We start from the raw sequence: 26766 nt of genomic DNA on the forward strand, positions 1-26766 counted from the left end.
TCAGGGCGGAACCCTAAGTGGCCGTTACCGCAGGAATGGATATGTACACAATCCAGCTGCATTGACTGTGAGGCCGTCTTCGCAGGCAAGCCAGCTCCCACAGTTGGATCGTTAGGGTGTCAGGTAGGTAGTCCTCGGCTGTCAGGCCGCCATCGCAGGCAAGCCAGCTCCCACAGTTGGATCGCGGGGTGCCGTCATCACAGGCAAGCCCCACATTTTGTCCCGTGTTGAATCAGGAACCGAGGCTGATGCCGTTGGCCGGCAACGGCAGCGCGGTTTTGTAGCGCACTTGCTTCAAGGCAAAGCTGGAGCGAATGTTCGCCACCCCCGGCACCTTGGTCAAAAAGTCCATCATAAAGCGCTCCAGGGACTGGATCGTGGGCACCAACACGCGGATCAAATAGTCCGGGTCGCCGGCCATCAGGTAGCACTCCATCACCTCAGGCCGATCCGAGATCGCCCCTTCGAATTGCTGCAGCGCCAGCTCGTTCTGTTTTTCCAGGCTCACGTGGATGAACACATTGACGTGCAGCCCCAGCAGATCAGCATCCAGCAGCGTGACCTGCTCACGAATCAGCCCCAGTTCTTCCATCGCCTTGACCCGGTTGAAACACGGAGTGGGCGACAGGTTGACCGAGCGGGCCAGGTCGGCATTGGTGATCCGGGCATTCTCCTGCAGGGCGTTGAGAATGCCGATATCGGTACGGTCCAGTTTGCGCATGAGACAAAATCACCTGTTTATTATGTTTATGCAGTTTTTTTATCCGCAAATGGCCGGCGACGCAATGAAACAGAGATAAATATTCTTCTACGCCACGCCTATGATTGTTGTAGGACAAGATTTCTTCTACCCGAAGACTGACTGTCAGCTAGCGCGCCCACTACAAGAAATTCACAAGATAGAGCGTAGAAAGCCATGACCCAGCCGTATGCACCGCTGCGCCTGCACGTTCCCGAACCCTCGGGCCGCCCAGGCTGCAAGACCGACTTCACCTACCTGCGTTTGACCGACGCCGGCCTGGTACGCAAACCCGCCATCGACGTAGAACCGGCCGACACCGCCGACCTGGCCAAGGGCCTGATCCGCGTGCTCGACGATCAGGGCCAGGCCCTGGGCCCGTGGGCCGAAGGCGTCTCCACCGAGATCATGCGCAAAGGCATGCGCGCCATGCTCAAGACGCGCATTTTCGACAACCGCATGGTGGTCGCCCAGCGTCAGAAAAAAATGTCGTTCTACATGCAAAGCCTTGGCGAAGAAGCCATCGGCAGCGCCCAGGCCCTGGCCTTGAATATCGACGACATGTGCTTCCCCACCTATCGCCAGCAAAGCATCCTGATGGCCCGCGACGTGCCGCTGGTGGACCTGATCTGCCAACTGCTGTCCAACGAGCGCGACCCGCTCAAGGGCCGCCAGTTGCCGATCATGTATTCGGTCAAGGAGGCGGGCTTCTTCACTATTTCCGGCAACCTTGCCACCCAATTCGTCCAGGGCGTGGGCTGGGGCATGGCCTCGGCGATCAAGGGCGATACCAAGATCGCCTCGGCCTGGATCGGCGACGGCGCCACCGCTGAATCGGACTTCCACACCGCCCTCACCTTCGCCCACGTGTACCGCGCGCCGGTGATCCTCAACGTGGTCAACAACCAGTGGGCGATCTCCACCTTCCAGGCCATCGCTGGCGGTGAAGCCACCACCTTCGCCGGACGCGGTGTGGGTTGCGGCATCGCTTCCCTACGCGTGGACGGCAACGACTTTATCGCCGTGTACGCCGCCTCGGCCTGGGCCGCCGAGCGTGCGCGCCGTAACCTGGGGCCCACCCTGATCGAGTGGGTCACCTACCGCGCCGGCCCGCATTCCACCTCCGATGACCCATCCAAGTACCGTCCCGCCGACGACTGGAGCCACTTCCCCCTGGGCGACCCGATTGCCCGCCTCAAGCAGCACTTGATCAAGATTGGCCAGTGGTCCGAAGAGGAACACGCGGCGGTCAGTGCAGAACTTGAAGCCGAAGTGGTCAAGGCGCAGAAAGAAGCCGAACAGTACGGCACCCTGGCCGGTGGCCAGATTCCAAGCGCCGCGACCATGTTCGAGGATGTCTATAAAGAGATGCCGGAGCACTTGAAGCGCCAGCGTCAAGAGCTGGGGGTGTGACATGAACGACCACAACAACAGTATCGAACTGGAAACCGCCATGACCACCACCACCATGACCATGATCCAGGCCCTGCGCTCGGCCATGGATGTGATGCTTGAGCGTGACGACAACGTGGTGGTGTTCGGCCAGGACGTCGGTTACTTCGGCGGCGTGTTCCGTTGCACCGAAGGCTTGCAGACCAAGTACGGCAGCTCGCGGGTGTTTGACGCCCCGATCTCGGAAAGCGGCATCGTCGGCGTGGCCGTGGGCATGGGCGCTTACGGCCTGCGCCCGGTAGCGGAAATCCAGTTCGCCGACTACGTCTACCCCGCCACCGACCAGATCATTTCCGAAGCGGCACGCCTGCGTTATCGCTCGGCCGGCCAGTTCACTGCGCCCTTGACCATGCGCATGCCCTGCGGCGGCGGCATCTATGGCGGCCAGACCCACAGCCAGAGTATCGAAGCGGTGTTCACCCAGGTCTGCGGCCTGCGCACGGTGATGCCGTCCAATCCCTATGACGCCAAGGGCCTGCTGATCGCCTCCATCGAAAACGATGACCCGGTGATCTTCCTGGAGCCCAAGCGCCTGTACAACGGCCCGTTCGACGGTCACCACGACCGCCCGGTAACGCCGTGGTCCAAACACCCCCAAGCCCAGGTGCCGGACGGTTACTACACCGTGCCCCTGGACGTAGCCGCCATCGTGCGCCCAGGCTCGGCCGTGACCGTGCTGACCTATGGCACCACCGTGTATGTGTCGCAAGTCGCCGCTGAAGAAACCGGCATCGACGCCGAGGTCATTGACCTGCGCAGCCTGTGGCCGCTGGACCTGGAGACCATCGTCAAGTCGGTGAAAAAGACCGGCCGTTGCGTGGTGGTGCATGAGGCCACGCGCACCTGCGGCTTTGGTGCCGAGTTGGTCTCGCTGGTGCAAGAGCATTGCTTCCACCACCTGGAAGCGCCGATCGAACGCGTCACTGGTTGGGACACTCCCTACCCGCACGCGCAGGAGTGGGCGTATTTCCCAGGGCCGTCCCGAGTGGGCGCGGCGTTGAAACGGGTCATGGAGGTCTGAATGGGCACGCACGTTATCAAGATGCCGGACATTGGCGAAGGCATCGCGGAAGTTGAATTATCGGTATGGCATGTAAAGGTCGGCGACCTGGTGGTTGAAGACCAGGTGCTGGCGGATGTGATGACCGACAAGGCGATGGTGGATATTCCCTCGCCGGTCCACGGCAAGGTGATTTCCCTCGGCGGCGAGCCGGGTGAGGTCATGGCAGTGGGCAGCATTTTGATCAGCATTGAAGTGGAAGGCGCAGGCAATACCAAGGATATGCCGGAGGTTGCCGAGCCGGCGAAGGCCGCGCCACCTGTGGCCGAAGCCAAACCGGTACAGGCGCCGGTAGAAAGCAAGCCCGCTGCAGTAGTGAAAGCGCCGCAAGCGCCCGTGGCCCGTGAAGCCAGCGAACGCCCGTTGGCCTCGCCTGCCGTGCGCAAACACGCGCTGGATGCCGGGATTCAACTGCGCCTGGTCCAGGGCACAGGGCCTGCGGGCCGGATTCTGCATGAAGACCTGGAGGCTTACTTGCGCCAGGGCCCGGCAACGGGCGCCAGCGCCGCCAACCCGTATGCCGAGCGCACTGACGAACACCAGATCCCGGTGATCGGCATGCGCCGCAAGATTGCCCAGCGCATGCAGGACGCCACCCGCCGCGCCGCGCATTTCAGCTACGTGGAAGAGATCGACGTCACCGCCCTCGACGAGTTGCGCATGCACCTCAATGAGAAGCACGGTGCGACACGCGGCAAGCTGACCCTGCTTCCGTTTATCGTGCGGGCCATGGTTGTAGCCTTGCGCGACTTCCCGCAGATCAATGCGCGTTACGACGACGAAGCCCAGATCATCACTCGCCTTGGTGCCGTGCACGTGGGCGTTGCCACCCAGAGCGACGTGGGCCTGATGGTGCCGGTGGTACGCCACGCCGAAGCCCGCAGCCTATGGGGCACTGCCGAAGAAATCGCGCGTTTGGCCAACGCCGCACGTACAGGCAAGGCCAGCCGTGAAGAGCTGTCCGGTTCCACCATCACCCTGACCAGCCTTGGCGCCCTGGGCGGCATTGTCAGTACGCCAGTGCTGAACCTGCCGGAAGTGGCCATCGTCGGCGTCAACCGTATCGTTGAGCGGCCGATGGTGATCAAGGGCCAGATCGTGGTGCGCAAGATGATGAACCTCTCCAGCTCTTTCGATCACCGCGTGGTCGATGGCATGGACGCGGCGCAATTCATCCAGGCCATTCGCGGCCTGCTCGAACAACCCGCCAGCCTGTTCCTGGAGTAAGGGCATGACTCAGACATTGCACACCACGCTGCTGATTATCGGCGGCGGCCCCGGCGGTTATGTCGCGGCGATTCGCGCAGGCCAACTGGGCATCCCCACCATTCTGGTGGAAGGCCAAGCACTGGGCGGCACCTGCCTGAACATTGGCTGCATTCCATCCAAGGCGCTGATCCATGTGGCCGAGCAGTTCCAGCAAACCGTGCACCATAGCCAGGGCTCGCAGTTGGGCATTGAGGTGGATGTGCCGACTTTGGACATCCGCAAGAGCGTGGAATGGAAAGACGGCATCGTTGACCGCCTGACCACCGGCGTCGCCGCACTGCTGAAAAAACACAAGGTGCAGGTGATCCATGGCTGGGCCAAAGTCATCGACGGCAAGACCGTCGAGGTGGGCGAGCAACGCATCCAGTGCGAACACCTGCTGTTGGCCACCGGCTCGACAAGCGTCAACCTGCCGATGCTGCCGATTGGCGGGCCGATTATCTCGTCCACCGAAGCCCTGGCACCGACCCATGTACCCAAACGTTTGATCGTGGTGGGCGGTGGTTATATCGGCCTGGAACTGGGGATTGCCTACCGCAAGCTTGGTGCCGACGTCAGCGTGGTCGAGGCCCAGGCGCACATCCTGCCGGCCTACGACGCCGAGCTGACCCTGCCGGTGGCTGAATCCCTGAAGAAACTCGGCGTGAAGCTGTACCTGGAACACAGCGTCACCGGCTTTGCCGACAACAAGCTGCAAGTACGTGCACCCAATGGCGACACCCTGGCGCTGGACACCGACCAGGTGCTGGTCGCCGTGGGGCGCAAACCCAACACCCAAGGCTGGAACCTCGAAGCGCTGAACCTGGACATGAACGGCGCGGCGATCAAGATCGACAGCCGCTGCCAGACCAGCATGCGCAACGTGTACGCCATTGGCGACCTCAGTGGCGAGCCGATGCTGGCGCACCGGGCCATGGCCCAGGGCGAAATGGTTGCCGAACTGATCAGCGGCAAGGCCCGCGAATTCAACCCGGCGGCAATTCCGGCGGTGTGCTTTACCGACCCGGAACTGGTGGTGGTCGGCAAGACCCCGGACGAGGCCAAGGCTGCTGGCCTGGATTGCATTGTGTCGAGCTTCCCGTTCGCCGCCAATGGCCGGGCCATGACGCTGGAGTCCAAGGCCGGCTTCGTGCGGGTGGTGGCGCGGCGTGACAATCACTTGATTGTTGGCTGGCAAGCGGTGGGGGCTGGGGTTTCGGAACTCTCCACTGCGTTTGGCCTGAGCCTGGAAATGGGCGCGCGCCTGGAGGATGTGGCCGGCACCATTCATGCCCATCCGACCCTGGGTGAAGCGGTGCAGGAAGCGGCGTTGCGGGCGTTGGGCCACGCGTTGCACCTGTAAAAACACAACCCCTGTAGGAGCGAGCTTGCTCGCGAAAATCGCCAACGATAACGCGGGCCACCCAGTTAAACGCGGCGTCCTTGCGTTCTTCGCGAGCAAGCTCGCTCCTACAGGGGATGCGAACAGCCCTGTGAATGCAGTATTGTTCGCCCATCCAGAAAAAAATCCGACTTGACCAGAGATAGAGGGTGTCATGGGTAACGAGAGCATCAATTGGGACAAGCTGGGTTTTGACTACATCAAGACCGACAAGCGGTTTCTCCAGGTCTGGAAGAACGGCGAATGGCAAGCTGGCACCCTGACCGACGACAATGTGCTGCACATCAGCGAGGGCTCCACTGCCCTGCATTATGGCCAGCAATGCTTCGAGGGCCTGAAGGCCTACCGTTGCAAGGACGGCTCGATCAACCTGTTCCGCCCGGACCAGAACGCCGCCCGCATGCAGCGCAGCTGTGGCCGCCTGCTGATGCCACAAGTGCCGACCGACGCGTTCATCGACGCCTGCAAACAAGTGGTCAAGGCCAATGAGCGCTTCATCCCGCCGTACGGCAGTGGCGGCGCGCTGTACCTGCGCCCGTTCGTGATCGGCACCGGTGACAACATCGGCGTGCGTACCGCGCCGGAATTCATCTTCTCGGTGTTCTGCATCCCGGTCGGTGCCTACTTCAAGGGCGGCCTGGTGCCGCACAACTTCCAGATCTCCGGCTACGACCGCGCCGCGCCGCAAGGCACCGGTGCCGCCAAGGTTGGTGGCAACTACGCCGCCAGCCTGATGCCGGGTTCGGAAGCGAAGAAATCCGGCTTCGCCGACGCGATCTACCTGGACCCGATGACCCACTCGAAAATCGAAGAAGTCGGCTCGGCCAACTTCTTCGGCATCACCCACGACAACCAGTTCATCACGCCGAAGTCGCCTTCGGTATTGCCAGGCATCACCCGCCTGTCGCTGATCGAACTGGCCCAGACCCGCCTGGGCCTGGAAGTGGTCGAGGGCGAAGTGTTCATCGACAAGCTGGATCAGTTCAAGGAAGCCGGCGCCTGCGGTACCGCAGCGGTGATCTCGCCTATCGGCGGCATTCAGTACAACGGCAAGCTGCATGTGTTCCACAGCGAGACCGAAGTCGGCCCGATCACCCAGAAGCTCTACAAAGAGCTGACCGGTGTGCAGACCGGTGACGTGGAAGCGCCAGCGGGTTGGATCGTCAAGGTCTGACAGCCACAAAAGCCAGCGACACCACAAAACCCTGTGGGAGCTGGCTGGTTGATCGTTCCCACGCTCCGCTTGATCGTTCCCACGCTCTGCGTGGGAATGCAATGCATCCCCTGACGCTCCGCGTCACCTGTTGTCCGGCGGGACGCGGAGCATCCCAGGCGGCATTCCCACGCAGAGCGTGGGAACGATCAAAGGCCTATCGCTATCGCAGGCAAGCCAGCTCCCACACTGGTTTCTGCACCTTCATGAGCGTGGCGTAATATTCTCGGCAATCTTCTTGCCCATACTGATCCTCGGCTCCACCCCATACCCCAACGCCTCATAAAACCCCACCACCACGTCATTACCGCCGGTGATCTGCAGGTTGATCTTCATGCAACCCAGCGCTGTCAACGCCTGTTCGGCATAGCGCACCAGCGACGACCCCAGGCCATGGCGCCGATAGTCGGTATGCACCGCCACCGAATACAACCAGCCACGATGCCCGTCATAGCCGGCGAGGATGGTACCGATCACGGCTTTGTTGTCGGTGGCAACGAAGAACAACCCGTCATTGACCGCCAGTTTCTTATCAATCGCCAGGCTCGGCAGGTTATGCGCGGTGTCATAGCCAAACGCCTGCTGCCATAACTCAATCACCTGGGCACGGTGTTGACGGTCGCGATACGGCCCGATGGGGTGGCGGGACAACAGCGCCTTTTCCATCACCAACGTGCGCTCGTTGCCGTGGTACACGTCACGCACGTTGTGAAAACCCAGCTTGGCGTAGAAGGCTTGCGCCGTCAGCGAGGACGGCACGCTCAGCACCGTCACGCCGGCTTCACGGGCGCGCAGCTCGATCTCGATCATCAACAATCGGCCAATCCCCTGCCCTTGCAGCGCCGGGTTGACGAACACCGAGCGCACCACATTGCCATCCAGTGCGGCCGTAGCGACGATCAGTTGATCCTGAGTCGCCACCAATACTACCCGCCGCTGGAGCAATGCCAGCACAGCGTCGGGGGTGAAGTTGCTGGCAACCCGCGCAATCACATCCGCTGGGTAATCACGTGCGTTGCTGCTGTGCAGCGCAGCCAGGATGACGTGGCTGATACCTTCGGCATCGGAAGGTTGGGCAAGGCGAACAGCGGTAGACATGGTTCCTCCTGGCTGACACAGCGATAACAATCACCACAATACCAATGTGGGAGCTGGCTTGCCTGCTCCCACAGGTTGATCGTATTTCAATCTGACAGCCGATTCGGCTGCGCCCCCCCCCGTTTTCAGCTTTCTTGGCTGAGCCACCCCGCTGTTTCAGCCGGGATCCTTTCCCCGCAACGCACACAATAGCGGCACAAGATCCCCAACGGACCCGTGCCCCCATGCAAACCACCAACACCGTCCTGATGATCCGCCCGGCGCGCTTTGCCTTCAACCCGGATACCGCGATCAACAACCGTTTCCAACGCCCGCCGCTGGACCCGCTCAGTGCACAGCACAAAGCGCTGGAGGAGTTCGACGGTTATGTCGACACCCTGCGCCAGCATGGCGTGGAGGTGCTGGTGGTGCAGGACACGCCGGCGCCTCATACGCCCGACTCGATCTTCCCCAACAACTGGTGGAGCAGCCATGCCGACGGCAGCCTGGTGCTCTACCCCATGGAAGGCCAGAACCGCCGACTGGAGCGCAATAAGGGCGTGCTGCAAGTACTGGAGCAACGCTTTGCGATCAACACCACCATCGACCTCAGCCACCTGGAACAACAGAACATCTTCCTGGAAGGCACCGGCAGCATGGTACTCGACCGCCAGCACCGCATCAGCTACGCGTGCCATTCGGGGCGCACCCACCACGCGGCCCTGCGCCAGTTTGCCGAACGCCTCGACTACCAACTCTTTGTGTTCCACGCCCTGGACCGTCACCAGGCCCCCATCTACCACAGCAACGTGATGATGAGCGTTGGCCGCGACCTCGCGGTGGTGTGCCTGCAGGCCCTGCCCGACGACAGCGAGCGCCTGGCCCTGGAACGCTCCCTGCGTGACACCGGCAAGGACATCCTCAGCCTGGACTTCGACCAGTTGGAAGCCTTCGCCGGCAACATGCTGGAGGTCCACGACCGGGACGGCCAGCCATTGCTGGTGATGTCCGCCAGTGCCTGGGGCGCCCTGCATCCGGCGCAGCGTCAGCATGTGGAACGCCATACGCGGCCGGTGGTGGTGAGTATCGACAACATCGAACGCATCGGCGGCGGCAGTGCCCGCTGCATGCTTGCCGAAGTGCATCTGCCGGCCCGTCCCTCATTTCAATAAGGAGTCCTGCCATGACCCGTTATATCGACGTCAACGACCTCAGCTACCTGGTTTCGCAAAAAGGCCTGCAAACCTGTATCACCGAGATGGCCGACTACATTCGCGCCGACTACCTGCGCTGGCAGGATTTCGAAAAGTGCGCGCGCTTGGCCAACCACTCACCGGATGGCGTGATCGAGCTGATGCCGGTGTCCGACGCTTCGCTGTACGCTTTCAAGTACGTCAACGGCCACCCGAAAAACACCCTGGCCGGCATGCTCACCGTGATGGCGTTCGGCGCCTTGGGCGACGTCGACACCGGCAAACCGGTGCTGCTGGCGGAGATGACCCTGACCACTGCGATCCGCACCGCTGCCACCTCGGCCCTGGTCGCCCGCTCCCTGGCCCGCGCCAACAGCCGCAGCATGGCGCTGATCGGCAACGGCTGCCAAAGCGAATTCCAGGCTCTGGCCTTCCACGCCATGCTTGGCATTACTGAAATCCGCCTGTTCGACATCGACCCCCAGGCCACCGCCAAGCTCGCCGCCAACCTCAAGGCGTTCCCGGCGATCAAGGTGATCCTGGCCGCCAGCGTCGCCGAGGCAGTCAAAGGCGCGGACATTGTCACCACCGTGACTGCAGACAAGGCCTACGCCACCATCCTGACTGACGAGATGATCGAGCCAGGCATGCACCTCAATGCCGTGGGCGGTGACTGCCCGGGCAAGACCGAGCTGGACCGCCGTATCGTCGAGCGCGCCAGGGTGATCGTCGAGTACGAACCGCAAAGCCGCATCGAAGGCGAAATCCAGCACATGCCGGAAGATTCGCCGGTCACCGAGCTGTGGCAAGTGATCAACGGCCAACAGCCGGGCCGCGAGAATGAACGCCAGATCACCCTGTTCGACTCGGTGGGTTTTGCTATCGAAGACTACTCGGCCCTGCGCTATGTACTGGACGTGGCCAAGGCCCTGGATGTGGGCAGCGAGCTGGAGCTGGTGCCAGACCTGGCCGACCCGAAAGACCTGTTTGCACGCCTGGCCCAGCAACCTGTGGTACAGCATAAAAAGCGCGCCTGAAACCGCTCTGGCTTGCCGCTTTGCGCCCAGGGCAGGCCAGATTCGGGTGGGTTGAAAGCCGATTTTGCCGGTGTCACAGCCGATTCCGCTGCATTGCCTGTTTTAACAGCGCAATTTGCGCTTTGCGCAGGGGGTAAACGACACAAAAAACGCACCATCATGAAGCATTCTCTGCTCCCAGTTATTCACTGCCCCTGACATCAATTACAAAATATAGGGACCGACACATGACTCCTCTGCGATCACTCTTCGCTGCGTTGCTGTTGCCACTGTGCGCCACTGCTGCCCACGCCCAGGACTGGAAAGAAATCCGGTTTGGCGTGTTCCCCGAATACCCGCCCTTCGAATCCGTCGCCGCCGACGGCAGCCTGCAAGGTTTCGATATCGAACTGGGCAACGCCATCTGCGCCAAGCTCGAAGTGAAATGCACCTGGGTGCACAACGAATTCGACGGCATGATCCCGGCCCTGCGTGCGCGCAAGTTCGACGCGATCATGTCCTCCATGGCCGTGACCCCGGCCCGCGAGAAAGTCATCGACTTCACCGACCGCCTGTTCCTCAGCCCCACCTCGGTGATCACCCGCAAAAACGCCACCTTCGGTGACACCCCCGAGTCGCTGAACGGCAAGCAGGTTGGCGTGCTGCAAGGCTCGTTGCAGGAAGCCTATGCCCGCGCGCACCTGGCCAAGCTCGGTGCACAGATCAAGGCGTACCAGTCTCAGGAACAGAACTACGCCGACCTGCAAAACGGCCGCCTCGACGCCACCCTGACGGACAAGCTCGAAGCCCAGCTCAACTTCCTGTCCAAGCCCGAAGGCGCCGACTTCAAGACCGGCCCGGCCTTCAAGGACCCGACCCTGCCTCTGGACATCGCCATGGGCCTGCGCAAGAACGACCAGGCGTTGCGTGAGCTGATCAACAAGGGCATCGCCGCCGTCCAGGCCGATGGCACCTACGCCCAGATCCAGAAGAAATATTTTGGCGATCAGGACATCTACAACGAGTAACCGGCAACCCGTGCCCATGTGGGAGCGGGCGTGTTGTGGCGAGGGAGCTTGCTCCCGCTGGGGTGCGAAGCGCCCCCAAAAAGCCGGCTCCAGCTGCGCTGTCGAACGGGAGCAAGCTCCCTCGCCACAACAAGCAGTTCCCACAGTAAATCCGTGCACTCCTTCGAGATCTTCCCCATGAACGACCTCCTCAACCTGCAAGGCTACGGCCCCATGCTGGCCCAGGGTGCCTGGATGACGCTCAAGCTGGCGTTCCTCGCCCTGGCCCTGAGCCTTACCCTGGGCCTGGTCGCCGCGGGCGCCAAACTCTCCAGCGTCAAATGGCTGCGCGTGCCGGCCACGCTCTACACCACGTTGATCCGCAGCGTGCCGGACTTGGTGCTGATCCTGCTGATCTTCTACAGCCTGCAACTGTGGCTCAACGACCTGACCGAAGCGTTCGGCTGGGACTACGTTGAAATCGACCCGTTTACCGCCGGGGTGATCACCCTGGGGTTTATCTACGGCGCGTATTTCACCGAGAACTTCCGGGGTGCGATCCTCAGCGTGCCGGCCGGCCAACTGGAAGCCGCCACCGCCTACGGCCTGAGCCGCTGGCAGCGCTTTCACCTGGTGCTGTTCCCGCAACTGATGCGCTTTGCCCTGCCGGGCCTGGGCAATAACTGGCTGGTGCTGCTCAAGTCCACGGCGCTGGTGTCGATCATCGGCCTGTCAGACCTGGTCAAGGCCGCGCAGAACGCCGGCAAGTCCACCAGCGAGCCGCTGTACTTCCTGATCCTCGCGGGCCTGGTGTACCTGGTGATTACCACCCTCTCCAACCGCATCTTCAAGCGCCTGGAACGGCGCTATAACCTGGGCATCAAGGGGATGGCGCGATGATCGAATTGTTCCAGCAATACGGCCTGGCCTACCTGTTCAGCGATGGCAGCGGCCTGTCCGGTGTCGCCATGACCTTGTGGCTGTTCATTATCTCGGTGGTACTGGGCTTCGCCCTGTCGATCCCCCTGGCGCTGGCACGCGTCTCAGAACATTTCTGGCTGCGCTGGCCGGTGGAGGTCTACACCTACCTGTTCCGCGGCACGCCGCTGTATATCCAATTGTTGATTTGCTACACCGGGCTGTACAGCCTGGAAGTGGTGCAGGACAACGCCCTGCTCAACCAGTTTTTCCGCAATGCGCTGAACTGCACGCTGTTGGCGTTTGTGCTCAACACCTGCGCCTACACCGTGGAAATCTTCGCCGGGGCAATCCGCAACATTCCCCATGGCGAGATCGAAGCGGCACGCGCCTATGGCCTGCACGGCTGGCGGCTGAACCTGTTTGTGATCGTGCCCGCCGCATTGCGTCGTGCCCTGCCGGCCTACAGCAATGAAATGATCCTGATGCTGCACGCCACGTCACTGGCGTTTACCGCCACCGTCGCCGACATCCTCAAGGTCGCCCGCGATGCCAATGCCGAGACGTTCCTGACCTTCCAGGCCTTCGGCATCGCCGCCCTGCTCTACATGCTGCTGTCCTTTGCACTGGTGGGCCTGTTCAGGCTGGCCGAACGTCGCTGGATGCGCTTTCTTGTTCCTACCCGAGGCTAACCCATGAATCAGTCCGCGCAGGCCCTGGCCGCTTATCCAATGGATGTACCCGTCGGCAAAACCGCCACGGCGGCCATCAAGCTGCAAGTCGAAGGTATCCATAAACGCTACGGCGAACACGAAGTGCTCAAGGGCGTGTCCCTCAATGCACGCCAGGGCGATGTGATCAGCCTGATCGGCGCCAGCGGCTCGGGCAAAAGCACGATGCTGCGGTGCATCAACTTTCTGGAACAGCCTGACGCCGGGGTGATCACCCTGGACGGCATCAGCATCGAAATGCAACCAGGCCGCGCCGGCACCCGTGCGCCGCACCAGGCGCAACTGCAAAACCTGCGCACGCGCCTGGCCATGGTGTTCCAGCACTTCAACCTGTGGAGCCACATGACCGTGCTGGAAAACATCACCATGGCCCCGCGCCGGGTGCTGAACGTGAGCGCCGCCGAAGCCGAGAAACGTGCGCGGCTGTACCTGGACAAGGTGGGCCTGCCGAGCCGCGTGGCGGATCAATATCCGGCGTTCCTGTCCGGTGGCCAGCAGCAGCGCGTCGCGATTGCGCGGGCGCTGGCGATGGAGCCGGAGATCATCCTGTTTGATGAACCCACCTCGGCCCTGGACCCGGAGCTTGTAGGAGAAGTGCTTAAAGTCATACAGACGTTGGCCGAGGAAGGTCGTACCATGCTGATGGTCACCCACGAAATGGGCTTTGCCCGCCAGGTGTCCAGCCAAGTACTGTTCCTGCATCAGGGCCGAGTCGAGGAACACGGCGGCGCCGAGATCCTCGACCATCCCACCAGCGAACGCTTGCAGCAATTTCTTTCCAACCGTTTGAAGTGAACTCATGGATACCAAGGCCCACGGACCCCATTCTTCCCCTACGCTGGATCGCATCGACGAAGCGATCATCGACGTACTCAGGCATCAGGGGCGTATCACCTACGAAAAGCTCTCGTCACTGGTGCACCTCACCCCCAGGCCCTGCCTGGAACGGGTGCGCAAGCTGGAACGACGCGGGGTGATCCGTGGGTATGGGGCGATCATCGATGTGCAGATGGTCTCACCGGGGCTGTCGCTGCTGGTGCTGGTGGCCCTGTCCAACCAAAGCGGGCGCTCGGCGCAAAAGGCCTTCGAAGCCTGCGTGAAAGCCTGCCCGCAGGTATTCGAATGCCAGTTGATCAGCGGGCCGTTCGACTACAGCCTGCGCATGCGCTGCCGGGATATGGAGCATTACCGGGTGCTGACCGAGACCTGGTTGAACAATGATGAGTTGCACATTGATAAGCTGGTGGCGCATCCGGAGTTGGCGGTGGTCAAGAACACCGCGACCGAACTGGCCTGAACCAGCTAGCTCGTTCCCACGCTCTGCGTGGGAATGCATCCAATGACGCTCCGCGTCACAACTTCAAGAGCAGACGCGGAGCGTCCAGGGTGGCATTCCACGCAGAGCGTGGGAACGATCAATCAGTCACCCCACATCTGACGGGTCGACCGCTATCGCAGGCAAGCCAGCTCCCACATTGACCGGGTTTGCAATTCTTTTGCCTGGCTTGGCACCCACCAGCTTCGCCTGCCCATCCTTCTGCTTGCCCGTACGCGCCTCGCTGATCAGCCCCGGGATCAACTTGCCCTCCGGCAAATTCTTCCAGAAGCGGCTGGGTAAATGCCCTTCCATCACCTTGGGGTTCAGCCGCGCCGGGTTGAAGATGTGGCTGTAGTAGGTCAACCACATCGCACTGTGGGGATCTTCAACATTCTGTGCCAGTTGCTGCCAGGCCTCGGGGCACTGGCGCTGATGAATCAATTGCTCGCCGTCGTAATACACCCCGTCCAGGGGCGTGGCGATCATCCAGCGATGGCGGCCCATGCGCCCGATAAAATGCTCGCTGGCGCTCTTGAGAATGTCATGGGCCGGCTCATGCCAGGCCACGTACTCCGGCAGTTCCGGCCCGGCCCCGTGCGGCAGCGCGATGAAGCGCACAAACGCATGCAAGTGGTGGGCTTCCCGGCTGACTTGCTTGATGCGCCGCTGCAATTCGCTGCCAAGCTTGTCACCCGCGAGCATGGCCGTGCGATCACCATGGCTGACCCGCCACAGCACTTCATACAACAGGCTCCAGCGCTGATCACCGTGATAACAGGCAGCGGACTCCAACAATTGCAACAACGCCTTGGGTATGCGCGCCTGAAACGGCCCCATCCCTGGTGGGATCAGTTCATCGGTAGCGAACAGGTCCGCCGCCTGCACCTCGCCCCAACTGACCTGGCTGGGGTCGACCTGATGGCTGAGTAACCAGCGGGCCTGTTCGCGCCAGGTGCTGAACAGGTTGTCGCACTCCAGGCTGATCATCCCCACAGCCCCATCTGTTGCGGCTGCGGACGGTCACGCAATTGTTCGCGCAACAACACACTGGTGCTGTCGGCCTGCTGCGGGTGGTAGTCGCTGGTGATGAAAAACGGCTTGGCCTTGGCCAGCACGCAGCGCATGCGCGCCAGGTCTTCGAAGCGGATCTTGCGTTCACGGCGCAGGTCGACCAGGCGCTGGGTGGTGCGCAGGCCGATGCCGGGGATACGTGCGATCAGGGTCGGCTCGGCGCGGTTCAGGTCCAGGGGGAACACCTCGCGATGCTCCAGGGCCCAGGCCAGCTTGGGGTCGATATCCAGTGCCAGGTCACCGGGGCCGGCGAACAGCTCATTGGCGCTGAAACCGTAGCTGCGCAGCAGGAAATCAGCCTGGTACAAGCGGTGCTCGCGCATCAAGGGCGGCGCGGCCAGGGGTACGCTTTTCGGGCTGTTGGGGATGGGGCTGAACGCCGAGTAATACACGCGGCGCAGCTTGAAATTACCGTACAACGCCTCGGCACCGTGCAGGATGGTGCTGTCGTCGGTGTCGTCGGCACCGACGATCATCTGCGTGCTCTGCCCGGCCGGAGCGAAACGTGGCGCGCGGGGTTCGTTGAGCACCGTCTGTTCGCCGGTGTAGATGGTCTGCATGGCCTGCTTGATCGAGCCGATCTGCTTCTCGGGCGCCAGGGTTTGCAGGCTGGCGTCGGTGGGCAGTTCGATATTTACGCTGAGGCGATCGGCATAACGGCCAGCCTCGGCGATCAGGGCCGGGTCGGCATCGGGGATGGTCTTGAGGTGGATATAACCGCGAAAGTCATGCTCTTCGCGCAGCAGTTTGGCGACCCGCACCAGTTGCTCCATGGTGTAGTCCGACGAACGGATGATGCCGGAACTGAGGAACAGCCCACTGACGCAATTGCGCTTGTAGAAATCCAGGGTCAGGGTGACCACCTCCTCCGGGCTGAAGCGCGCACGGGGCACGTCGCTGGAGCGGCGGTTGACGCAGTATTGGCAGTCGTAGAGGCAGAAGTTGGTGAGCAACACCTTGAGCAACGACACGCAACGGCCATCGGGCGTGTAGCTGTGGCAGATGCCCATGCCATTGGTGGAACCCAGCCCCGCCTTGCCCTCGGAACTGCGCTTGGGCGCGCCACTGCTGGCGCAGGACGCGTCGTACTTGGCGGCGTCGGCGAGGATGCTGAGTTTTTCGATCAACTGCATGGAGGGCTACCGATACTGGTTTTTTGTACAGTACCAATAGCCACACTTTGTCACAAGTGCCGTCTGTAGGAGCGAGCTCTTGTGGCGAGGGAGCTTGCTCCCGCTGGGCTGCGAAGCGGCCCCAAAAGCTTGCGGGCGCTACGCACCCGAACGGGAGCAAGCTCCCTCGCCACAATAAGGGGATCGGTCAGCTGGCGGTTGCCAGCAGCAAGTCCTGCACCGAACGCGCCTTGCCACGGTGATGGTCCAGCGCATACAACGACGCCGCAATCTCATCCGCCCGAATCGGCAACACCGACAGCAAGGTATCGCTCAAGCCATGGCTGGCCTGGCTGAAGCCCTGGATGTAGATGCCAGCCTTGCAGCGCTCGTCGGTGACGATGCGGTAGTCGCGGGCCACTTCAAAGTCGCCCATGTAGGCTTGCAGCGGCGCCAGCAGTTCACGGTGCATCTGGCGCTCGTAGCCGGTGGCCAGGATTACCGCGTCGTAATGGTTGAGGCTGTTTTCGCCGGTGGCGCTATTGCGCAGGGCCAGTTCGATACCCAGCGGGCCTGGGGTGGCCTTCTCGACTACGGTCAGGGTGCGGAACGCCTGGCGGGCGATGCCGGAGACTTTCTGGCGGTAGAAAATCCCGTAGATTCGCTCGATCAGGTCCAGGTCCACTACCGAGTAGTTGGTGTTCTGGTATTCGGCGACCAAACGCTCACGCTCGGCACCGACTTGCTGGAACACCAGGTCAGTAAAGGCCGGCGAGAACACTTCGTTGACGAACGGGCTGTCGTCGGCCGGTTTGAGCGCCGAACCGCGCAGGATCATATCGACCTGCACCGACGGGAAGCTGTCATTGAGGTCGATAAAGGCTTCGGCCGCGCTCTGGCCGCCGCCGATCACGGCGATGCGCATCGGCTTGCCGTCTACGCACGGCTGGCTGGCCATGCGCTCCAGGTACTGGGAATGGTGAAACACCCGGCTATCGCCCTTGAGCGCCTTGAATGCCTCGGGGATGCGCGGTGTGCCGCCGGCGCTGACCACCACCGAACGGGTGGTGCGCACATGCTGCTCGCCCTGGGCATCACGGGAGATCACGCGCAACGCCTCGACCTGTTGCTGATGCAGGATCGGCTCGATGGCCAGCACTTCCTCGCCGTAGTTGGCCTGGGCCTGGAACTGCCCCGCCACCCAGCGCAGGTAGTCGTTGTACTCCATGCGGCAAGGGTAAAAGGTGCCCAGGTTGATGAAGTCCACCAGGCGGTCGTGGGCCTTGAGGTAGTTGACGAAGGAGTACGGGCTGGTGGGGTTGCGCAGGGTCACCAAATCCTTGAGGAAGGAAATCTGCAGTTCACTCTGGGTCACCAGGGTATTGCCGTGCCAGCGGTAGTCGGCTTGTTTGTCGAGAAACAGCACGTCCAGCTTGCCCTGGGCCTTTTCACGCTCCTGCAGGGCGATGGCCAGCGCCAGGTTCGAAGGGCCGAAACCGATCCCGATCAGGTCATGAACCGCGGGCGAAGCAATTGCCTGTGTCATTCCAGTGTCCTCTGGATAAGCCCCATGGCGGTGGGGCGGGAATACCTTCATGGCCTGAACAACAGGCCGTGTGTTGATAGGAAACGAGGACAGTGAAATAAAATTTAACTAACAGCCGATCAGTGCGCTTCCCACTCGCGCATGCGCACCCGGCAGTGCTTCATCGCGTTGACGATGTGTTTTTCCACCAGGCTGCGGGAAATGTTCAGGCGTTCAGCGATTTGCAGATGGGACAGGCCTTCGAGTTTGCGCAACAGGAAACTGTCGCGACAGGCCGCCGGCAGCTCGGCCAAGGCGCGCTCGAGCATCTCCAGGCGCTGGCCCTGGTGGTGGCTGGCGTGGGGGGAACAGGCGGCGAAGCGCTCTTCGTTGTCCAGCACCTCAAGAGGCTCGGACTGACGCAAGGCATTACGCCGATGGCCGTCGATCACCAGGTTCAAGGCGGTGCGGTACAGAAAAGCGCGGGGCTGTTCGATCGGGGTGTCGCTTGCGCGCTCGAGCACCCGCACATAAGCGTCATGCACCACATCTTCGGCCACCTGACGGTTGCCCAGCTTGGCGTTGAGGAAACACACCAGCTCGCGATAGTAGTTTTCCAACATGACTCCTGACCCACGGCCTTGGTACAAACGACACCCAGCCCCCTGTAGGAGCGAGCTTGCTCGCGAAAAACCCAAGAGCGCATCCCCTTACCTGGATGCGCCCGCAATCATTGGCGGTTTTGCCATCACCGATGATGGCAGTTTGAGTGTGTGCAATTTATAGTAATTCTCATCTACTTTTAAAGAACTCTCTCATCAGCGGTCGGTTTTTTTCGCAATTCGCGCTGTAACTACTTATGTAACAGCCTAAATTCCGGGGCATTTTCCTCGTTTACCTGTCAGCTCTGCGCGACTGCGCCCCGAACTTTCCTGGCTGGAAGCTACCCATGAAACGCCCTCGACCTGCCCGACGCGCCCTGCTTGTGGTGGCGTGCCTGATTCCCATCGTTGCGTTTGCCACCTGGCAGGGCCTGACGCCGGGCCGCGACGCCCTGGCCACCGTCACCGTGACCCGCGCCGACATCGAAAACAGCGTCACCGCCCTGGGCACCCTGCAACCGCGACGTTACGTAGACGTCGGCGCCCAAGCCTCCGGGCAGATCCGCAAGATCCACGTCGAGGCCGGTGACCAGGTCCAAGAGGGCCAATTGCTGGTGGAGATCGACCCCGCCACGCAAAAAGCCAAGCTCGACGCCAGCCGCTATGCCATCGAAAACCTGCAGGCCCAGTTGCAGGAGCAGAAAGCCCAGCACCAACTGGCCCATCAGAAGTACCAGCGTCAGCAGCGCCTGAGTGCCGGCAACGCCACCCGCGAGGAAGACGTGCAGACCGCCAAGGCGGAACTCAGCGCGACCCAGGCGCGGGTGCAGATGTTCCAGGCACAGATCCGCCAGGCCCAGGCCAGCCTGCGCAGCGATGAAGCCGAGTTGGGCTACACGCGCATCTACGCGCCAATGACCGGTACCGTGGTGGCCGTGGATGCACGCGTCGGCCAGACCCTCAACGCGCAACAGCAAACGCCGCTGATCCTGCGCATCGCCAAGCTGTCGCCCATGACGGTGTGGGCGGAAGTCTCCGAAGCCGACATCGGCCATGTCAAACCCGGCATGAGCGCGTATTTCACCACTCTGAGCGGTGGCAGCCGGCGCTGGACCAGCACCGTGCGCCAGATCCTGCCGATCCCGCCCAAACCCTTGAACGAAACCCAGGGCAGCGGCAGCCCGAGCAGCACCAGCAAGAGCGGCACTGGCCGAGTGGTGCTGTACACGGTGCTGCTGGACGTGGACAACGCCGACAACGCGCTGATGGCCGAGATGACCACCCAGGTCTTTTTCGTCGCCAGCCAAGTCAAGGACGCCCTCTCCGTACCCGTCGCCGCCTTGCAAAGCGTGCCCGGCTCCGCAGCGCAAATCGCCCGGGTGGTTGCCAAAAACGGAGCCATCGAAGACCGTGAAGTGCGCCTGGGCATCAGCGACCGCCTGCGGGTGGAAGTGCTCGAGGGGTTGAACGAGGGCGACCACCTGTTGATCGGCCCGGTTGATAACCATGGGGGCTGAAATGACCACGCCCCTGATTGAACTCAAAGGCATCCGCAAATCCTACGGCGGCGGCGACAGCCCGCAGGTCGATGTGTTGCGCGGCATCGACCTGTCGATCCATGCCGGCGAGTTCGTCGCCATTGTCGGCGCGTCGGGCTCGGGTAAATCGACGCTGATGAACATCCTCGGCTGCCTCGACCGCCCCACCGAGGGCGACTACCTGTTCGCCGGGGAAAACGTCGCCCACCTGGGCAGCGACGAACTGGCCTGGCTACGCCGCGAAGCCTTCGGTTTTGTGTTTCAGGGCTACCACTTGATTCCCTCAGGCTCCGCCCAGGAAAACGTCGAGATGCCGGCGATCTATGCCGGCATCAGCGCCGCCGAACGCCATGCCCGCGCCAGCGCCCTGCTCACCCGCCTGGGCCTGGCCGAGCGCACCGGCAATCGGCCGCACCAGCTGTCGGGTGGGCAACAGCAACGGGTGTCCATCGCCCGCGCCCTGATGAACGGCGGCCATATCATCCTCGCCGACGAACCCACCGGCGCCCTCGACAGCCATAGCGGCGCCGAGGTCATGGCCTTGCTCGACGAACTGGCGAGCCAGGGCCATGTGGTCATTCTGATTACCCACGACCGTGAAGTGGCGGCGCGAGCCAACCGCATCATCGAGATTCGCGACGGCCAGATCATCAGCGATTCGGCTGACACCCGCGCGGCCACACCCAGCGTGGCGGCCGGCGCCTTGCACGCCGTGGACCTGCGCCAACGCCTGGTCGACGGCGCCGAGCACAATGGTGCCTGGAAAGCCGAATTGCTGGATGCCGTGCAGGCCGCCTGGCGGGTGATGTGGATCAACCGTTTTCGCACGGCGCTGACGCTGTTGGGCATCATCATCGGCGTCGCGTCGGTGGTGGTGATGCTGGCAGTGGGCGAAGGCAGCAAGCGCCAGGTCATGGCGCAGATGGGCGCATTCGGCTCCAATATCATCTACCTCAGCGGATCTTCGCCCAACCCGCGTACGCCGCTGGGTATCGTGTCCCTCAACGATGTCGCGGCCCTGGCGACGCTGCCTCAGGTCAAGCGCATCATGCCGGTCAACGGCACCGACGCGGGAGTGCGCTTCGGCAACGTCGACTACATGGCTTACGTGGGGGGCAACGACACCAACTTCCCGGAGATCTTCAACTGGCCGGTGGTCGAGGGCAGCTACTTCACCGAGGCCGACGAACGCGCCGCCGCCACGGTCGCCGTGATCGGCGCGCGCATCCGCCAAAAATTGTTCAAGGACGTGGCCAGCCCTATCGGCCAGTACATCCTGATCGAGAACGTCCCCTTCCAGGTGGTCGGCGTGCTCGCGGAAAAAGGCTCCAGCTCCGGCAACAAGGACAGTGACGACCGTGTCGCCATTCCCTACAGCGCCGCCAGTGTCCGCCTGTTCGGCAGCTACAACCCCGAATACGTGGCGATTGCCACCACCGATGCACGCAAGGTGCATGAAGCCGAACGCGCCATCGACCAGTTGATGCTGAAGCTGCACAACGGCAAGCGCGACTACGAGCTGACCAACAATGCCGCGATGATTCAGGCCGAAGCCCGCACCCAGAACACCCTGTCGCTGATGCTCGGCTCGATTGCGGCGATCTCCCTGCTGGTGGGCGGCATCGGCGTGATGAATATCATGTTGATGACCGTGCGCGAACGCACCCGTGAAATCGGCATCCGTATGGCCACCGGGGCGCGCCAGCGCGACATCCTGCGCCAGTTCCTCACCGAGGCGGTGATGCTCTCGGTGGTCGGCGGCCTGTTCGGTATTGCCCTGGCATTGCTGGTAGGCGGCGTGCTGGTGCTGGCTGAAGTGGCGGTGCAGTTTTCCCTGGTGGCGGTGCTCGGCGCGTTTGGCTGTGCGCTGGTGACCGGCGTCGTATTCGGCTTTATGCCGGCCCGTAAAGCTGCCCGGCTCGATCCGGTTAAGGCGTTGACCAGTGAATAAACGATCTCTCACTCCACGACTGTCAGCGTTCAGTGTGTGCCTGTTGCTCACGGCCTGTGGCGCTAACCCGCCGGCCATCGACAGCGGCCTCGCCACGCCCGCCGCCTGGCACTATGCAGAACGCGAAGCGACCCAAGCCATCAACCAGCGCTGGTGGACGCAGTTTGGCAGCCCGGCGTTGAACCGCCTGATCGACCAGGCCCGTCGTGACAGTTTCGACGTAGCGGCCGCCATGGCGCGGGTCCGTCAGGCCCAGGCCACGGCGGTGATTGCTGGCGCGCCGCTGCTGCCGGAGCTGAAGTTCAACCTCACCGCCAGCCGGCAAAGACTGTTGCGCGGCAGCGGCAACTCGGACCTGGACGCCACCGAAAGCAATCGGACCGTCAACAGCTATGACGCCAGCCTCACCGCCAGCTATGAAATCGACTTCTGGGGGGGCCGCGCCGCTGCGCGCGACAGCGCCGTGCAGAGCCTGCACGCCAGTGAGTTCGCTCAGGCCAACGTGGAGCTGACCCTGCTCAGCAATGTCGCCGACCGCTACGCGCAAACCCTGGCCGCACGCCAGCGCCTGCAGATTGCCGAGCTCAACCTGGCGAATGCGCGCAATGTGCTGAACCTGGTACAGACCCGCCACGACGCCGGTTCCGCCACGGCCCTGGAACTGGCTCAACAGAAGAGCCTGGTGGCCACCCAGCAACGGCAATTGCCGCTGATCCAGCAATCGGTCGAAGAGTCGCAAATCACTTTGGCCGCCTTGCTTGGTCAACCCGTACAGGCCCTGGAACTGGGCGCTGAACCCTTCCAGGCATTGACCTGGCCGAGTATCGGGCCCGGTGTACCGAGCCAGTTATTGAGCCGGCGCCCCGACCTCGCCCAGGCCGAGGCCCAGTTGGCAGCGGCCCGTGCCGACGTCACGGTGGCCCGTGCAGCGATGCTGCCTTCAGTGACATTGGGCGCGACCCTCGGCTCTGGCGCATACAAGGCCCAAGAGGTCTCGCGCAGCCCCTTCTACACCCTGACCTCGGGCCTGATGGCGCCAATCTTCAACAATGGCCGGCTGAGCGCCGAGCGCGACAAGGCTCGGGCACGCCAGGATGAACTGCTGCAAAGCTACCGCGGGGCAATCATCAATGGCTTTGCCGATGTGGAAAAAGCCCTCAGCAGCATCACCCGCCTTGACCAGCAACGCCAGTGGCAAAGCGAGGAGCTGCAACAGGCGCAGGCCGCGTTTCAGATTGCCCAGAGCCGCTACGAAGCCGGTGCCGAAGACCTGCTCACGGTGCTGGAAACCCAGCGCACTTTGTACAGCGCCCAGGACCAGAGCGTGCTACTACGCCTGTCGCGCCTACAAGCCAGCATCGCCCTGTACAAGGCATTAGGCGGTGGCTGGAAAACCAACATCTGATAAACGAAACTCATATTTCATACACGAGTTGTTTCTTCACCCTACATTCTCCACCTCAAGGTCCTTGGTAAAAAAGCCGTTATCACACGGAAGCCCGGGACCTCATGATGAAACCCAGCGTTGTTGTAAAAGGCCTGGCCTGCATTGGCTGCTGGTTGATACCGAACCTGGCGCTGGCCAAGCCCTTGATCGCCCCCACCGCAATCGACTGGCTGCTGGACTGCCCCCTCACCACGACGGCGCACTTGAACCCGCAAGTGGTTGGCCGCACCCAATGCGGCCTGGTCAACGTCCCCCGCGACCATGCCGCACCCCAGCGCGGCCGCCTAAGCTTGAGCGTGACACGGGTAGGCGCACGGCAACCGCTCAACCGTGAAGGTGTCGTGTTCATCCAGGCCGGCGAACCCCTCCAGGCCCAGGACGCGCCTTTCGTTCTTCACCTCGCCAGCCGCTGGGAGTCGCTTGCCACCCAGGCCTATCGCACCCTGGTCGACCGGTATGACGTCATCGAGCTGAGCGCCCGCGACCTGCGCGAGGGCAATGCCGTGGAACAGGCCGCGCGGGACATGGAGTTCGTGCGCGGGCAACTTGACGAGGCGCGCCTCAACTACCTGGGCAACGCCGCTGCCACCCGCCTCGGCAGCCGCTACGGCACGCTGTTTCCCGAGCGTGTCGGGCGCATGGTGCTGATCAATGCCGAGCCTGGCGAAGCAGTCGCCACCGGTGTCGAGCAACTCTTGCTCAAGGAGTCGGCGCGCGCAGGCGCCGACGGCTGCGTCAACCGCTGGCTGGGGGATTTTCTCGCCTATGGTAGACAACCGCCGGCGTCCACGCGCTGTCTCGACCTCAGCGCCTGGGAGTAAGTAGCCCACGCATTTACGACCTCTTGCCACCAAAAACGACAGCCTGCGTTGACGCACTTCCCCAATCGTTATTAAGTGCTATTTATCCGCATTAATACGATAAATCACCGCCATGCTGACTCGCCCGCTACGCCGCAAACGCCAGAAGCTGTCCGATGTGATTGTCGAGTCGGTCAAGCGCTCGATCGTCACCGACGCCTTGAAGCCCGGCGACCGCCTGCCCACCGAACGCGAGCTGATGGAAAGCTTCCAGTGTTCCAAGGGTTCGGCACGCGAAGCGCTCAAGGCGTTGGAAGTGGAGGGCCTGGTGAGCACGCGCACCGGCCCCAGCGGCGGGGCTTACTTGAATCAGGCCGGCACCGAGCCGGCCAGCCGCGCCTTGCGCAATTACCTGCACTTCCAGCACTTGGACGGCGAGCAGGTCTACCAACTGCGCAAGGTCATCGAAGTGGAATTGGCGGTGTCGGTGCTCGGGCGTTTGAGCGAAAACGATTACACCGCCCTGCAAGCCAATGTGGATTTTTGCAGCGCCCCTGAAGACAGCGAAGCCGGCCAGCGCGAACAGCGCCTGGCGGAACTGGAGTTCCACAACCTGCTGGCCCGGGCCTGCCCCAACCCGCTGCTGAGCTTCATGGCGCAGTTTCTCAATGACTTGCTGCGCGACCTGGTGGTGCTGAAAAAAGCCTACAAGCCCAAACGCAAGCAGTTCGACGCGGCCAACCTCGACTATCACAAGCAACTGCTGATCGCCTTTCGCGCCGGGGACGAAAGCGCGGTGCGCAGCTTGATGCATGAACACATGTGCGATGCCGAACACCATATGACCGCGCTGGAAGGCCAAGTGAGCCCGCATTTCCTCTTGGAGTTCGACCACCCTTAAACACGCCAACAATCCAATGTGGGAACCCGATCAATGTGGGAGCTGGCTTGCCTGCGATGCGGGCGCCTCGGTGTTACAGGGGACCGAGTCGATGCCATCGCAGGCAAGCCAGCTCCCACAGTTGACCCCGTTCACCCGCGAAATCGAGTTATCCAATAACAAGCCTGCCCACAGGCCCTTGCTCCACCGTATCGCCCTTGCCGCTCCTGCCAATAACTAAACCAGGGAGTCACCCCATGCAGCGTCGTACGTTATTGAAAGCCAGCCTCACCGCGGCCGCCGCCCTCAGCCTTCCGCTGAGCGTGCGTTCGGCATTCGCCGCCGAGCCCTTTACCTTTTACGGCCTCAAGTCCATGTCTGGCGCCTTTGCCAGCTATGGCAAATTTGCCGACATGGGTTCGCGCCTGGCGGTGCAGCAACACGCCCAATTGCTCGGCCGCCCACTGAACTACAAGGTCATCGACACCGAAGGCAACGCCGGCAAGGCAGTGCGCAAGGTGCAGGAGGCCATCGCGCAGGACGGCGCACGGTTCTTCCAGGGATGCACGCTGTCATCTTCCGCGCTGGCAGTGGCCAAGGAAGTGGACAAGGTCGGCGGCGTGTTCATGACCCCGGTGGGCGCCGATGAAGTGACAGGCAAGGACTGCAACAAGGCGACCTTCCGCTGGTCGGTGCCCACCTACGGCGCGATACGCGAAACCATGGTGCCGCTGATCAAGCTGCTGCCGGACGCCAAGCGCTGGTACACCATCACCCCGCAATACGTATTCGGCGAAGCCTTGCTCGAAGGCGCCAGAAACGTGCTCAAGGAGCATGGCCTGGAACACGTGGGCAACAGCTACCACTCGCTGCAGGAACAGGAATTCTCCGGCTACCTGACCAACGCCATTTCCACCAAGCCCGATGTGCTGGTGCTGCTCAACTTTGGCAGCCAATCGTCCAACACCCTGCGCCAGGCCGTGAACTTCGGCATCAAGGAGCGCATGAAGGTGCTGCTGGTGTGGTCTGCCGGCCTGGATCAGTTCCAGGAACTGGGCAGCGATGTGCTCGAGGGCGTGTACCTCGGCGCACAGTACTGGCACCAGGTCGACACCCCGCTCAACCGTGAACTGGTCAAGCTGACCCAGGCCCAGTACGGCATCAACCCCACCTACCCGCTGGCCGCCGACTACATCAGCACCAAAGTCATGCTCGACACCATCATTGCCACCGGCAGCTTCGATGGCCCGACCGTGGCCAAGGCTCTGCAAGGCTTGAGCTACGAAGGCCCGACCGGCAAGGAGTCGATCCGCGCCGGCGACCACCAGGTGATCAAGGACTACTACCTGCTGATCGGCAAGGCCAGCGGCGACATGGCCGACAAGGACGACCTGGCCAAAGTGCTCAGCGCTGGCCAATCGTTCCCCGCAGTCGAGGCGACGGGCTGCACGCTCGGCTGACCGCTT

General features: G+C 62.3%; 24 protein-coding genes. 18 read left to right on the forward strand and 6 right to left on the reverse strand.

The genetic code is table 11. The annotated features are described in order from the left end of the window. Window positions 1–232: 232 nt before the first annotated feature. Window positions 233–721, reverse strand: a complete 489-nt coding sequence (gene bkdR, locus OC445_RS25530) for a Bkd operon transcriptional regulator BkdR (RefSeq protein WP_003174877.1) — start codon at window positions 719–721, stop codon at window positions 233–235. Window positions 722–916: 195 nt separating this feature from the next. On the opposite strand from bkdR, the gene OC445_RS25535 reads away from it, so the two are divergent. From OC445_RS25535 to OC445_RS25560, 5 genes are all read left to right on the forward strand, one after another. After that, window positions 917–2152, forward strand: coding sequence for a 3-methyl-2-oxobutanoate dehydrogenase (2-methylpropanoyl-transferring) subunit alpha (locus OC445_RS25535; RefSeq protein WP_005789442.1), 1236 nt, complete (start codon window positions 917–919; stop codon window positions 2150–2152). Between the two features lies 1 nt (window position 2153). Then, window positions 2154–3212 carry an alpha-ketoacid dehydrogenase subunit beta gene (locus tag OC445_RS25540; RefSeq protein WP_005789444.1) on the forward strand — a complete coding sequence of 353 codons (1059 nt, stop codon included), beginning with the start codon at window positions 2154–2156 and terminating at the stop codon, window positions 3210–3212. Beyond that, window positions 3213–4478 carry a dihydrolipoamide acetyltransferase family protein gene (locus OC445_RS25545; protein ID WP_198790571.1) on the forward strand — a complete coding sequence of 422 codons (1266 nt, stop codon included), beginning with the start codon at window positions 3213–3215 and terminating at the stop codon, window positions 4476–4478. It begins immediately after the preceding gene. 4 nt (window positions 4479–4482) lie between these two features. Next, complete coding sequence (gene lpdA / locus OC445_RS25550; protein ID WP_034127973.1) at window positions 4483–5862, forward strand: dihydrolipoyl dehydrogenase; 1380 nt, start codon at window positions 4483–4485, stop codon at window positions 5860–5862. Window positions 5863–6055: 193 nt separating this feature from the next. After that, a complete protein-coding gene (locus OC445_RS25560) occupies window positions 6056–7075 on the forward strand; it encodes a branched-chain amino acid aminotransferase (protein ID WP_003192309.1) in 1020 nt (339 codons plus the stop codon). A gap of 243 nt (window positions 7076–7318) precedes the next feature. Here the strand turns inward: OC445_RS25560 and OC445_RS25565 are convergent, their stop codons facing one another. Next, window positions 7319–8212, reverse strand: a complete 894-nt coding sequence (locus OC445_RS25565) for a GNAT family acetyltransferase (protein ID WP_198790572.1) — start codon at window positions 8210–8212, stop codon at window positions 7319–7321. Window positions 8213–8436: 224 nt separating this feature from the next. On the opposite strand from OC445_RS25565, the gene ctlX reads away from it, so the two are divergent. From ctlX to OC445_RS25600, 7 genes are all read left to right on the forward strand, one after another. Beyond that, entirely contained in the window at window positions 8437–9363 is a 927-nt protein-coding gene (gene ctlX, locus OC445_RS25570; RefSeq protein ID WP_197901452.1) for a citrulline utilization hydrolase CtlX, read from the forward strand. A gap of 11 nt (window positions 9364–9374) precedes the next feature. After that, window positions 9375–10421, forward strand: a complete 1047-nt coding sequence (locus OC445_RS25575; RefSeq protein ID WP_072446153.1) for an ornithine cyclodeaminase — start codon at window positions 9375–9377, stop codon at window positions 10419–10421. A gap of 227 nt (window positions 10422–10648) precedes the next feature. Beyond that, window positions 10649–11428 carry an ABC transporter substrate-binding protein gene (locus OC445_RS25580; RefSeq protein ID WP_032896457.1) on the forward strand — a complete coding sequence of 260 codons (780 nt, stop codon included), beginning with the start codon at window positions 10649–10651 and terminating at the stop codon, window positions 11426–11428. A 177-nt stretch (window positions 11429–11605) separates the two neighbouring features. Continuing rightward, the gene (locus tag OC445_RS25585; RefSeq protein ID WP_054897442.1) at window positions 11606–12307 is read left to right on the forward strand and encodes an ABC transporter permease; all 702 of its coding nucleotides are present in this window, start codon (window positions 11606–11608) and stop codon (window positions 12305–12307) included. Next, a complete protein-coding gene (locus OC445_RS25590; protein ID WP_054897441.1) occupies window positions 12304–13017 on the forward strand; it encodes an ABC transporter permease in 714 nt (237 codons plus the stop codon). Before OC445_RS25585 ends, OC445_RS25590 begins: the two co-directional genes overlap by 4 nt. Window positions 13018–13020: 3 nt before the next feature. After that, window positions 13021–13851, forward strand: coding sequence for an ABC transporter ATP-binding protein (locus OC445_RS25595; protein WP_014719025.1), 831 nt, complete (start codon window positions 13021–13023; stop codon window positions 13849–13851). A gap of 4 nt (window positions 13852–13855) precedes the next feature. Continuing rightward, window positions 13856–14353, forward strand: a complete 498-nt coding sequence (locus OC445_RS25600) for an Lrp/AsnC family transcriptional regulator (protein ID WP_014719026.1) — start codon at window positions 13856–13858, stop codon at window positions 14351–14353. A 126-nt stretch (window positions 14354–14479) separates the two neighbouring features. Here OC445_RS25600 and OC445_RS25605 read toward each other — a convergent pair whose 3' ends face one another. The 4 genes from OC445_RS25605 to OC445_RS25620 form a co-directional block, all read right to left on the reverse strand. Continuing rightward, window positions 14480–15361, reverse strand: a complete 882-nt coding sequence (locus OC445_RS25605; protein ID WP_198790574.1) for a TIGR03915 family putative DNA repair protein — start codon at window positions 15359–15361, stop codon at window positions 14480–14482. Continuing rightward, a complete protein-coding gene (locus tag OC445_RS25610) occupies window positions 15358–16578 on the reverse strand; it encodes a putative DNA modification/repair radical SAM protein (RefSeq protein WP_014719028.1) in 1221 nt (406 codons plus the stop codon). Before OC445_RS25610 ends, OC445_RS25605 begins: the two co-directional genes overlap by 4 nt. 187 nt (window positions 16579–16765) lie before the next feature. Next, window positions 16766–18103 (reverse strand): lysine N(6)-hydroxylase/L-ornithine N(5)-oxygenase family protein, encoded by a 1338-nt coding sequence (locus OC445_RS25615; protein WP_072446159.1) that lies wholly within the window; start codon window positions 18101–18103, stop codon window positions 16766–16768. A gap of 119 nt (window positions 18104–18222) precedes the next feature. Further along, a complete protein-coding gene (locus OC445_RS25620) occupies window positions 18223–18705 on the reverse strand; it encodes a sigma-70 family RNA polymerase sigma factor (protein ID WP_054897438.1) in 483 nt (160 codons plus the stop codon). Between the two features lie 326 nt (window positions 18706–19031). Here OC445_RS25620 and OC445_RS25625 point away from each other — a divergent pair, with 326 nt between their 5' ends. The 6 genes from OC445_RS25625 to OC445_RS25650 all read left to right on the forward strand — a co-directional run bounded on the left by OC445_RS25625 (window position 19032) and on the right by OC445_RS25650 (window position 26760). Further along, window positions 19032–20201, forward strand: coding sequence for an efflux RND transporter periplasmic adaptor subunit (locus OC445_RS25625; protein WP_054897437.1), 1170 nt, complete (start codon window positions 19032–19034; stop codon window positions 20199–20201). Window position 20202: 1 nt separating this feature from the next. Next, a complete protein-coding gene (locus tag OC445_RS25630; RefSeq protein ID WP_034127982.1) occupies window positions 20203–22173 on the forward strand; it encodes a MacB family efflux pump subunit in 1971 nt (656 codons plus the stop codon). Further along, the gene (locus tag OC445_RS25635) at window positions 22166–23578 is read left to right on the forward strand and encodes an efflux transporter outer membrane subunit (protein ID WP_262020426.1); all 1413 of its coding nucleotides are present in this window, start codon (window positions 22166–22168) and stop codon (window positions 23576–23578) included. Before OC445_RS25630 ends, OC445_RS25635 begins: the two co-directional genes overlap by 8 nt. 107 nt (window positions 23579–23685) lie before the next feature. Next, the gene (locus tag OC445_RS25640) at window positions 23686–24441 is read left to right on the forward strand and encodes a hypothetical protein (protein ID WP_054897445.1); all 756 of its coding nucleotides are present in this window, start codon (window positions 23686–23688) and stop codon (window positions 24439–24441) included. A gap of 112 nt (window positions 24442–24553) precedes the next feature. Next, window positions 24554–25321 (forward strand): FadR/GntR family transcriptional regulator, encoded by a 768-nt coding sequence (locus tag OC445_RS25645; RefSeq protein ID WP_034127984.1) that lies wholly within the window; start codon window positions 24554–24556, stop codon window positions 25319–25321. Between the two features lie 236 nt (window positions 25322–25557). After that, window positions 25558–26760 (forward strand): ABC transporter substrate-binding protein, encoded by a 1203-nt coding sequence (locus OC445_RS25650; RefSeq protein WP_034127986.1) that lies wholly within the window; start codon window positions 25558–25560, stop codon window positions 26758–26760. The last annotated feature ends 6 nt before the right edge of the window (window positions 26761–26766 follow it).

This window comes from Pseudomonas sp. Pse35, from assembly GCF_024519715.1.
GTDB classification, from domain to species: Bacteria; Pseudomonadota; Gammaproteobacteria; order Pseudomonadales; family Pseudomonadaceae; genus Aquipseudomonas; species Aquipseudomonas paracarnis.

Bases quoted from the DNA above. Each gene is read 5' to 3' on its own strand.
- bkdR (WP_003174877.1), bottom strand. From the start codon at position 721: ATGCGCAAACTGGACCGTACCGATATCGGCATTCTCAACGCCCTGCAG.
- OC445_RS25535 (WP_005789442.1), top strand. From the start codon at position 917: ATGACCCAGCCGTATGCACCGCTGCGCCTGCACGTTCCCGAACCCTCG.
- OC445_RS25540 (WP_005789444.1), top strand. From the start codon at position 2,154: ATGAACGACCACAACAACAGTATCGAACTGGAAACCGCCATGACCACC.
- OC445_RS25545 (WP_198790571.1), top strand. From the start codon at position 3,213: ATGGGCACGCACGTTATCAAGATGCCGGACATTGGCGAAGGCATCGCG.
- lpdA (WP_034127973.1), top strand. From the start codon at position 4,483: ATGACTCAGACATTGCACACCACGCTGCTGATTATCGGCGGCGGCCCC.
- OC445_RS25560 (WP_003192309.1), top strand. From the start codon at position 6,056: ATGGGTAACGAGAGCATCAATTGGGACAAGCTGGGTTTTGACTACATC.
- OC445_RS25565 (WP_198790572.1), bottom strand. From the start codon at position 8,212: ATGTCTACCGCTGTTCGCCTTGCCCAACCTTCCGATGCCGAAGGTATC.
- ctlX (WP_197901452.1), top strand. From the start codon at position 8,437: ATGCAAACCACCAACACCGTCCTGATGATCCGCCCGGCGCGCTTTGCC.
- OC445_RS25575 (WP_072446153.1), top strand. From the start codon at position 9,375: ATGACCCGTTATATCGACGTCAACGACCTCAGCTACCTGGTTTCGCAA.
- OC445_RS25580 (WP_032896457.1), top strand. From the start codon at position 10,649: ATGACTCCTCTGCGATCACTCTTCGCTGCGTTGCTGTTGCCACTGTGC.
- OC445_RS25585 (WP_054897442.1), top strand. From the start codon at position 11,606: ATGAACGACCTCCTCAACCTGCAAGGCTACGGCCCCATGCTGGCCCAG.
- OC445_RS25590 (WP_054897441.1), top strand. From the start codon at position 12,304: ATGATCGAATTGTTCCAGCAATACGGCCTGGCCTACCTGTTCAGCGAT.
- OC445_RS25595 (WP_014719025.1), top strand. From the start codon at position 13,021: ATGAATCAGTCCGCGCAGGCCCTGGCCGCTTATCCAATGGATGTACCC.
- OC445_RS25600 (WP_014719026.1), top strand. From the start codon at position 13,856: ATGGATACCAAGGCCCACGGACCCCATTCTTCCCCTACGCTGGATCGC.
- OC445_RS25605 (WP_198790574.1), bottom strand. From the start codon at position 15,361: ATGATCAGCCTGGAGTGCGACAACCTGTTCAGCACCTGGCGCGAACAG.
- OC445_RS25610 (WP_014719028.1), bottom strand. From the start codon at position 16,578: ATGCAGTTGATCGAAAAACTCAGCATCCTCGCCGACGCCGCCAAGTAC.
- OC445_RS25615 (WP_072446159.1), bottom strand. From the start codon at position 18,103: ATGACACAGGCAATTGCTTCGCCCGCGGTTCATGACCTGATCGGGATC.
- OC445_RS25620 (WP_054897438.1), bottom strand. From the start codon at position 18,705: ATGTTGGAAAACTACTATCGCGAGCTGGTGTGTTTCCTCAACGCCAAG.
- OC445_RS25625 (WP_054897437.1), top strand. From the start codon at position 19,032: ATGAAACGCCCTCGACCTGCCCGACGCGCCCTGCTTGTGGTGGCGTGC.
- OC445_RS25630 (WP_034127982.1), top strand. From the start codon at position 20,203: ATGACCACGCCCCTGATTGAACTCAAAGGCATCCGCAAATCCTACGGC.
- OC445_RS25640 (WP_054897445.1), top strand. From the start codon at position 23,686: ATGAAACCCAGCGTTGTTGTAAAAGGCCTGGCCTGCATTGGCTGCTGG.
- OC445_RS25645 (WP_034127984.1), top strand. From the start codon at position 24,554: ATGCTGACTCGCCCGCTACGCCGCAAACGCCAGAAGCTGTCCGATGTG.
- OC445_RS25650 (WP_034127986.1), top strand. From the start codon at position 25,558: ATGCAGCGTCGTACGTTATTGAAAGCCAGCCTCACCGCGGCCGCCGCC.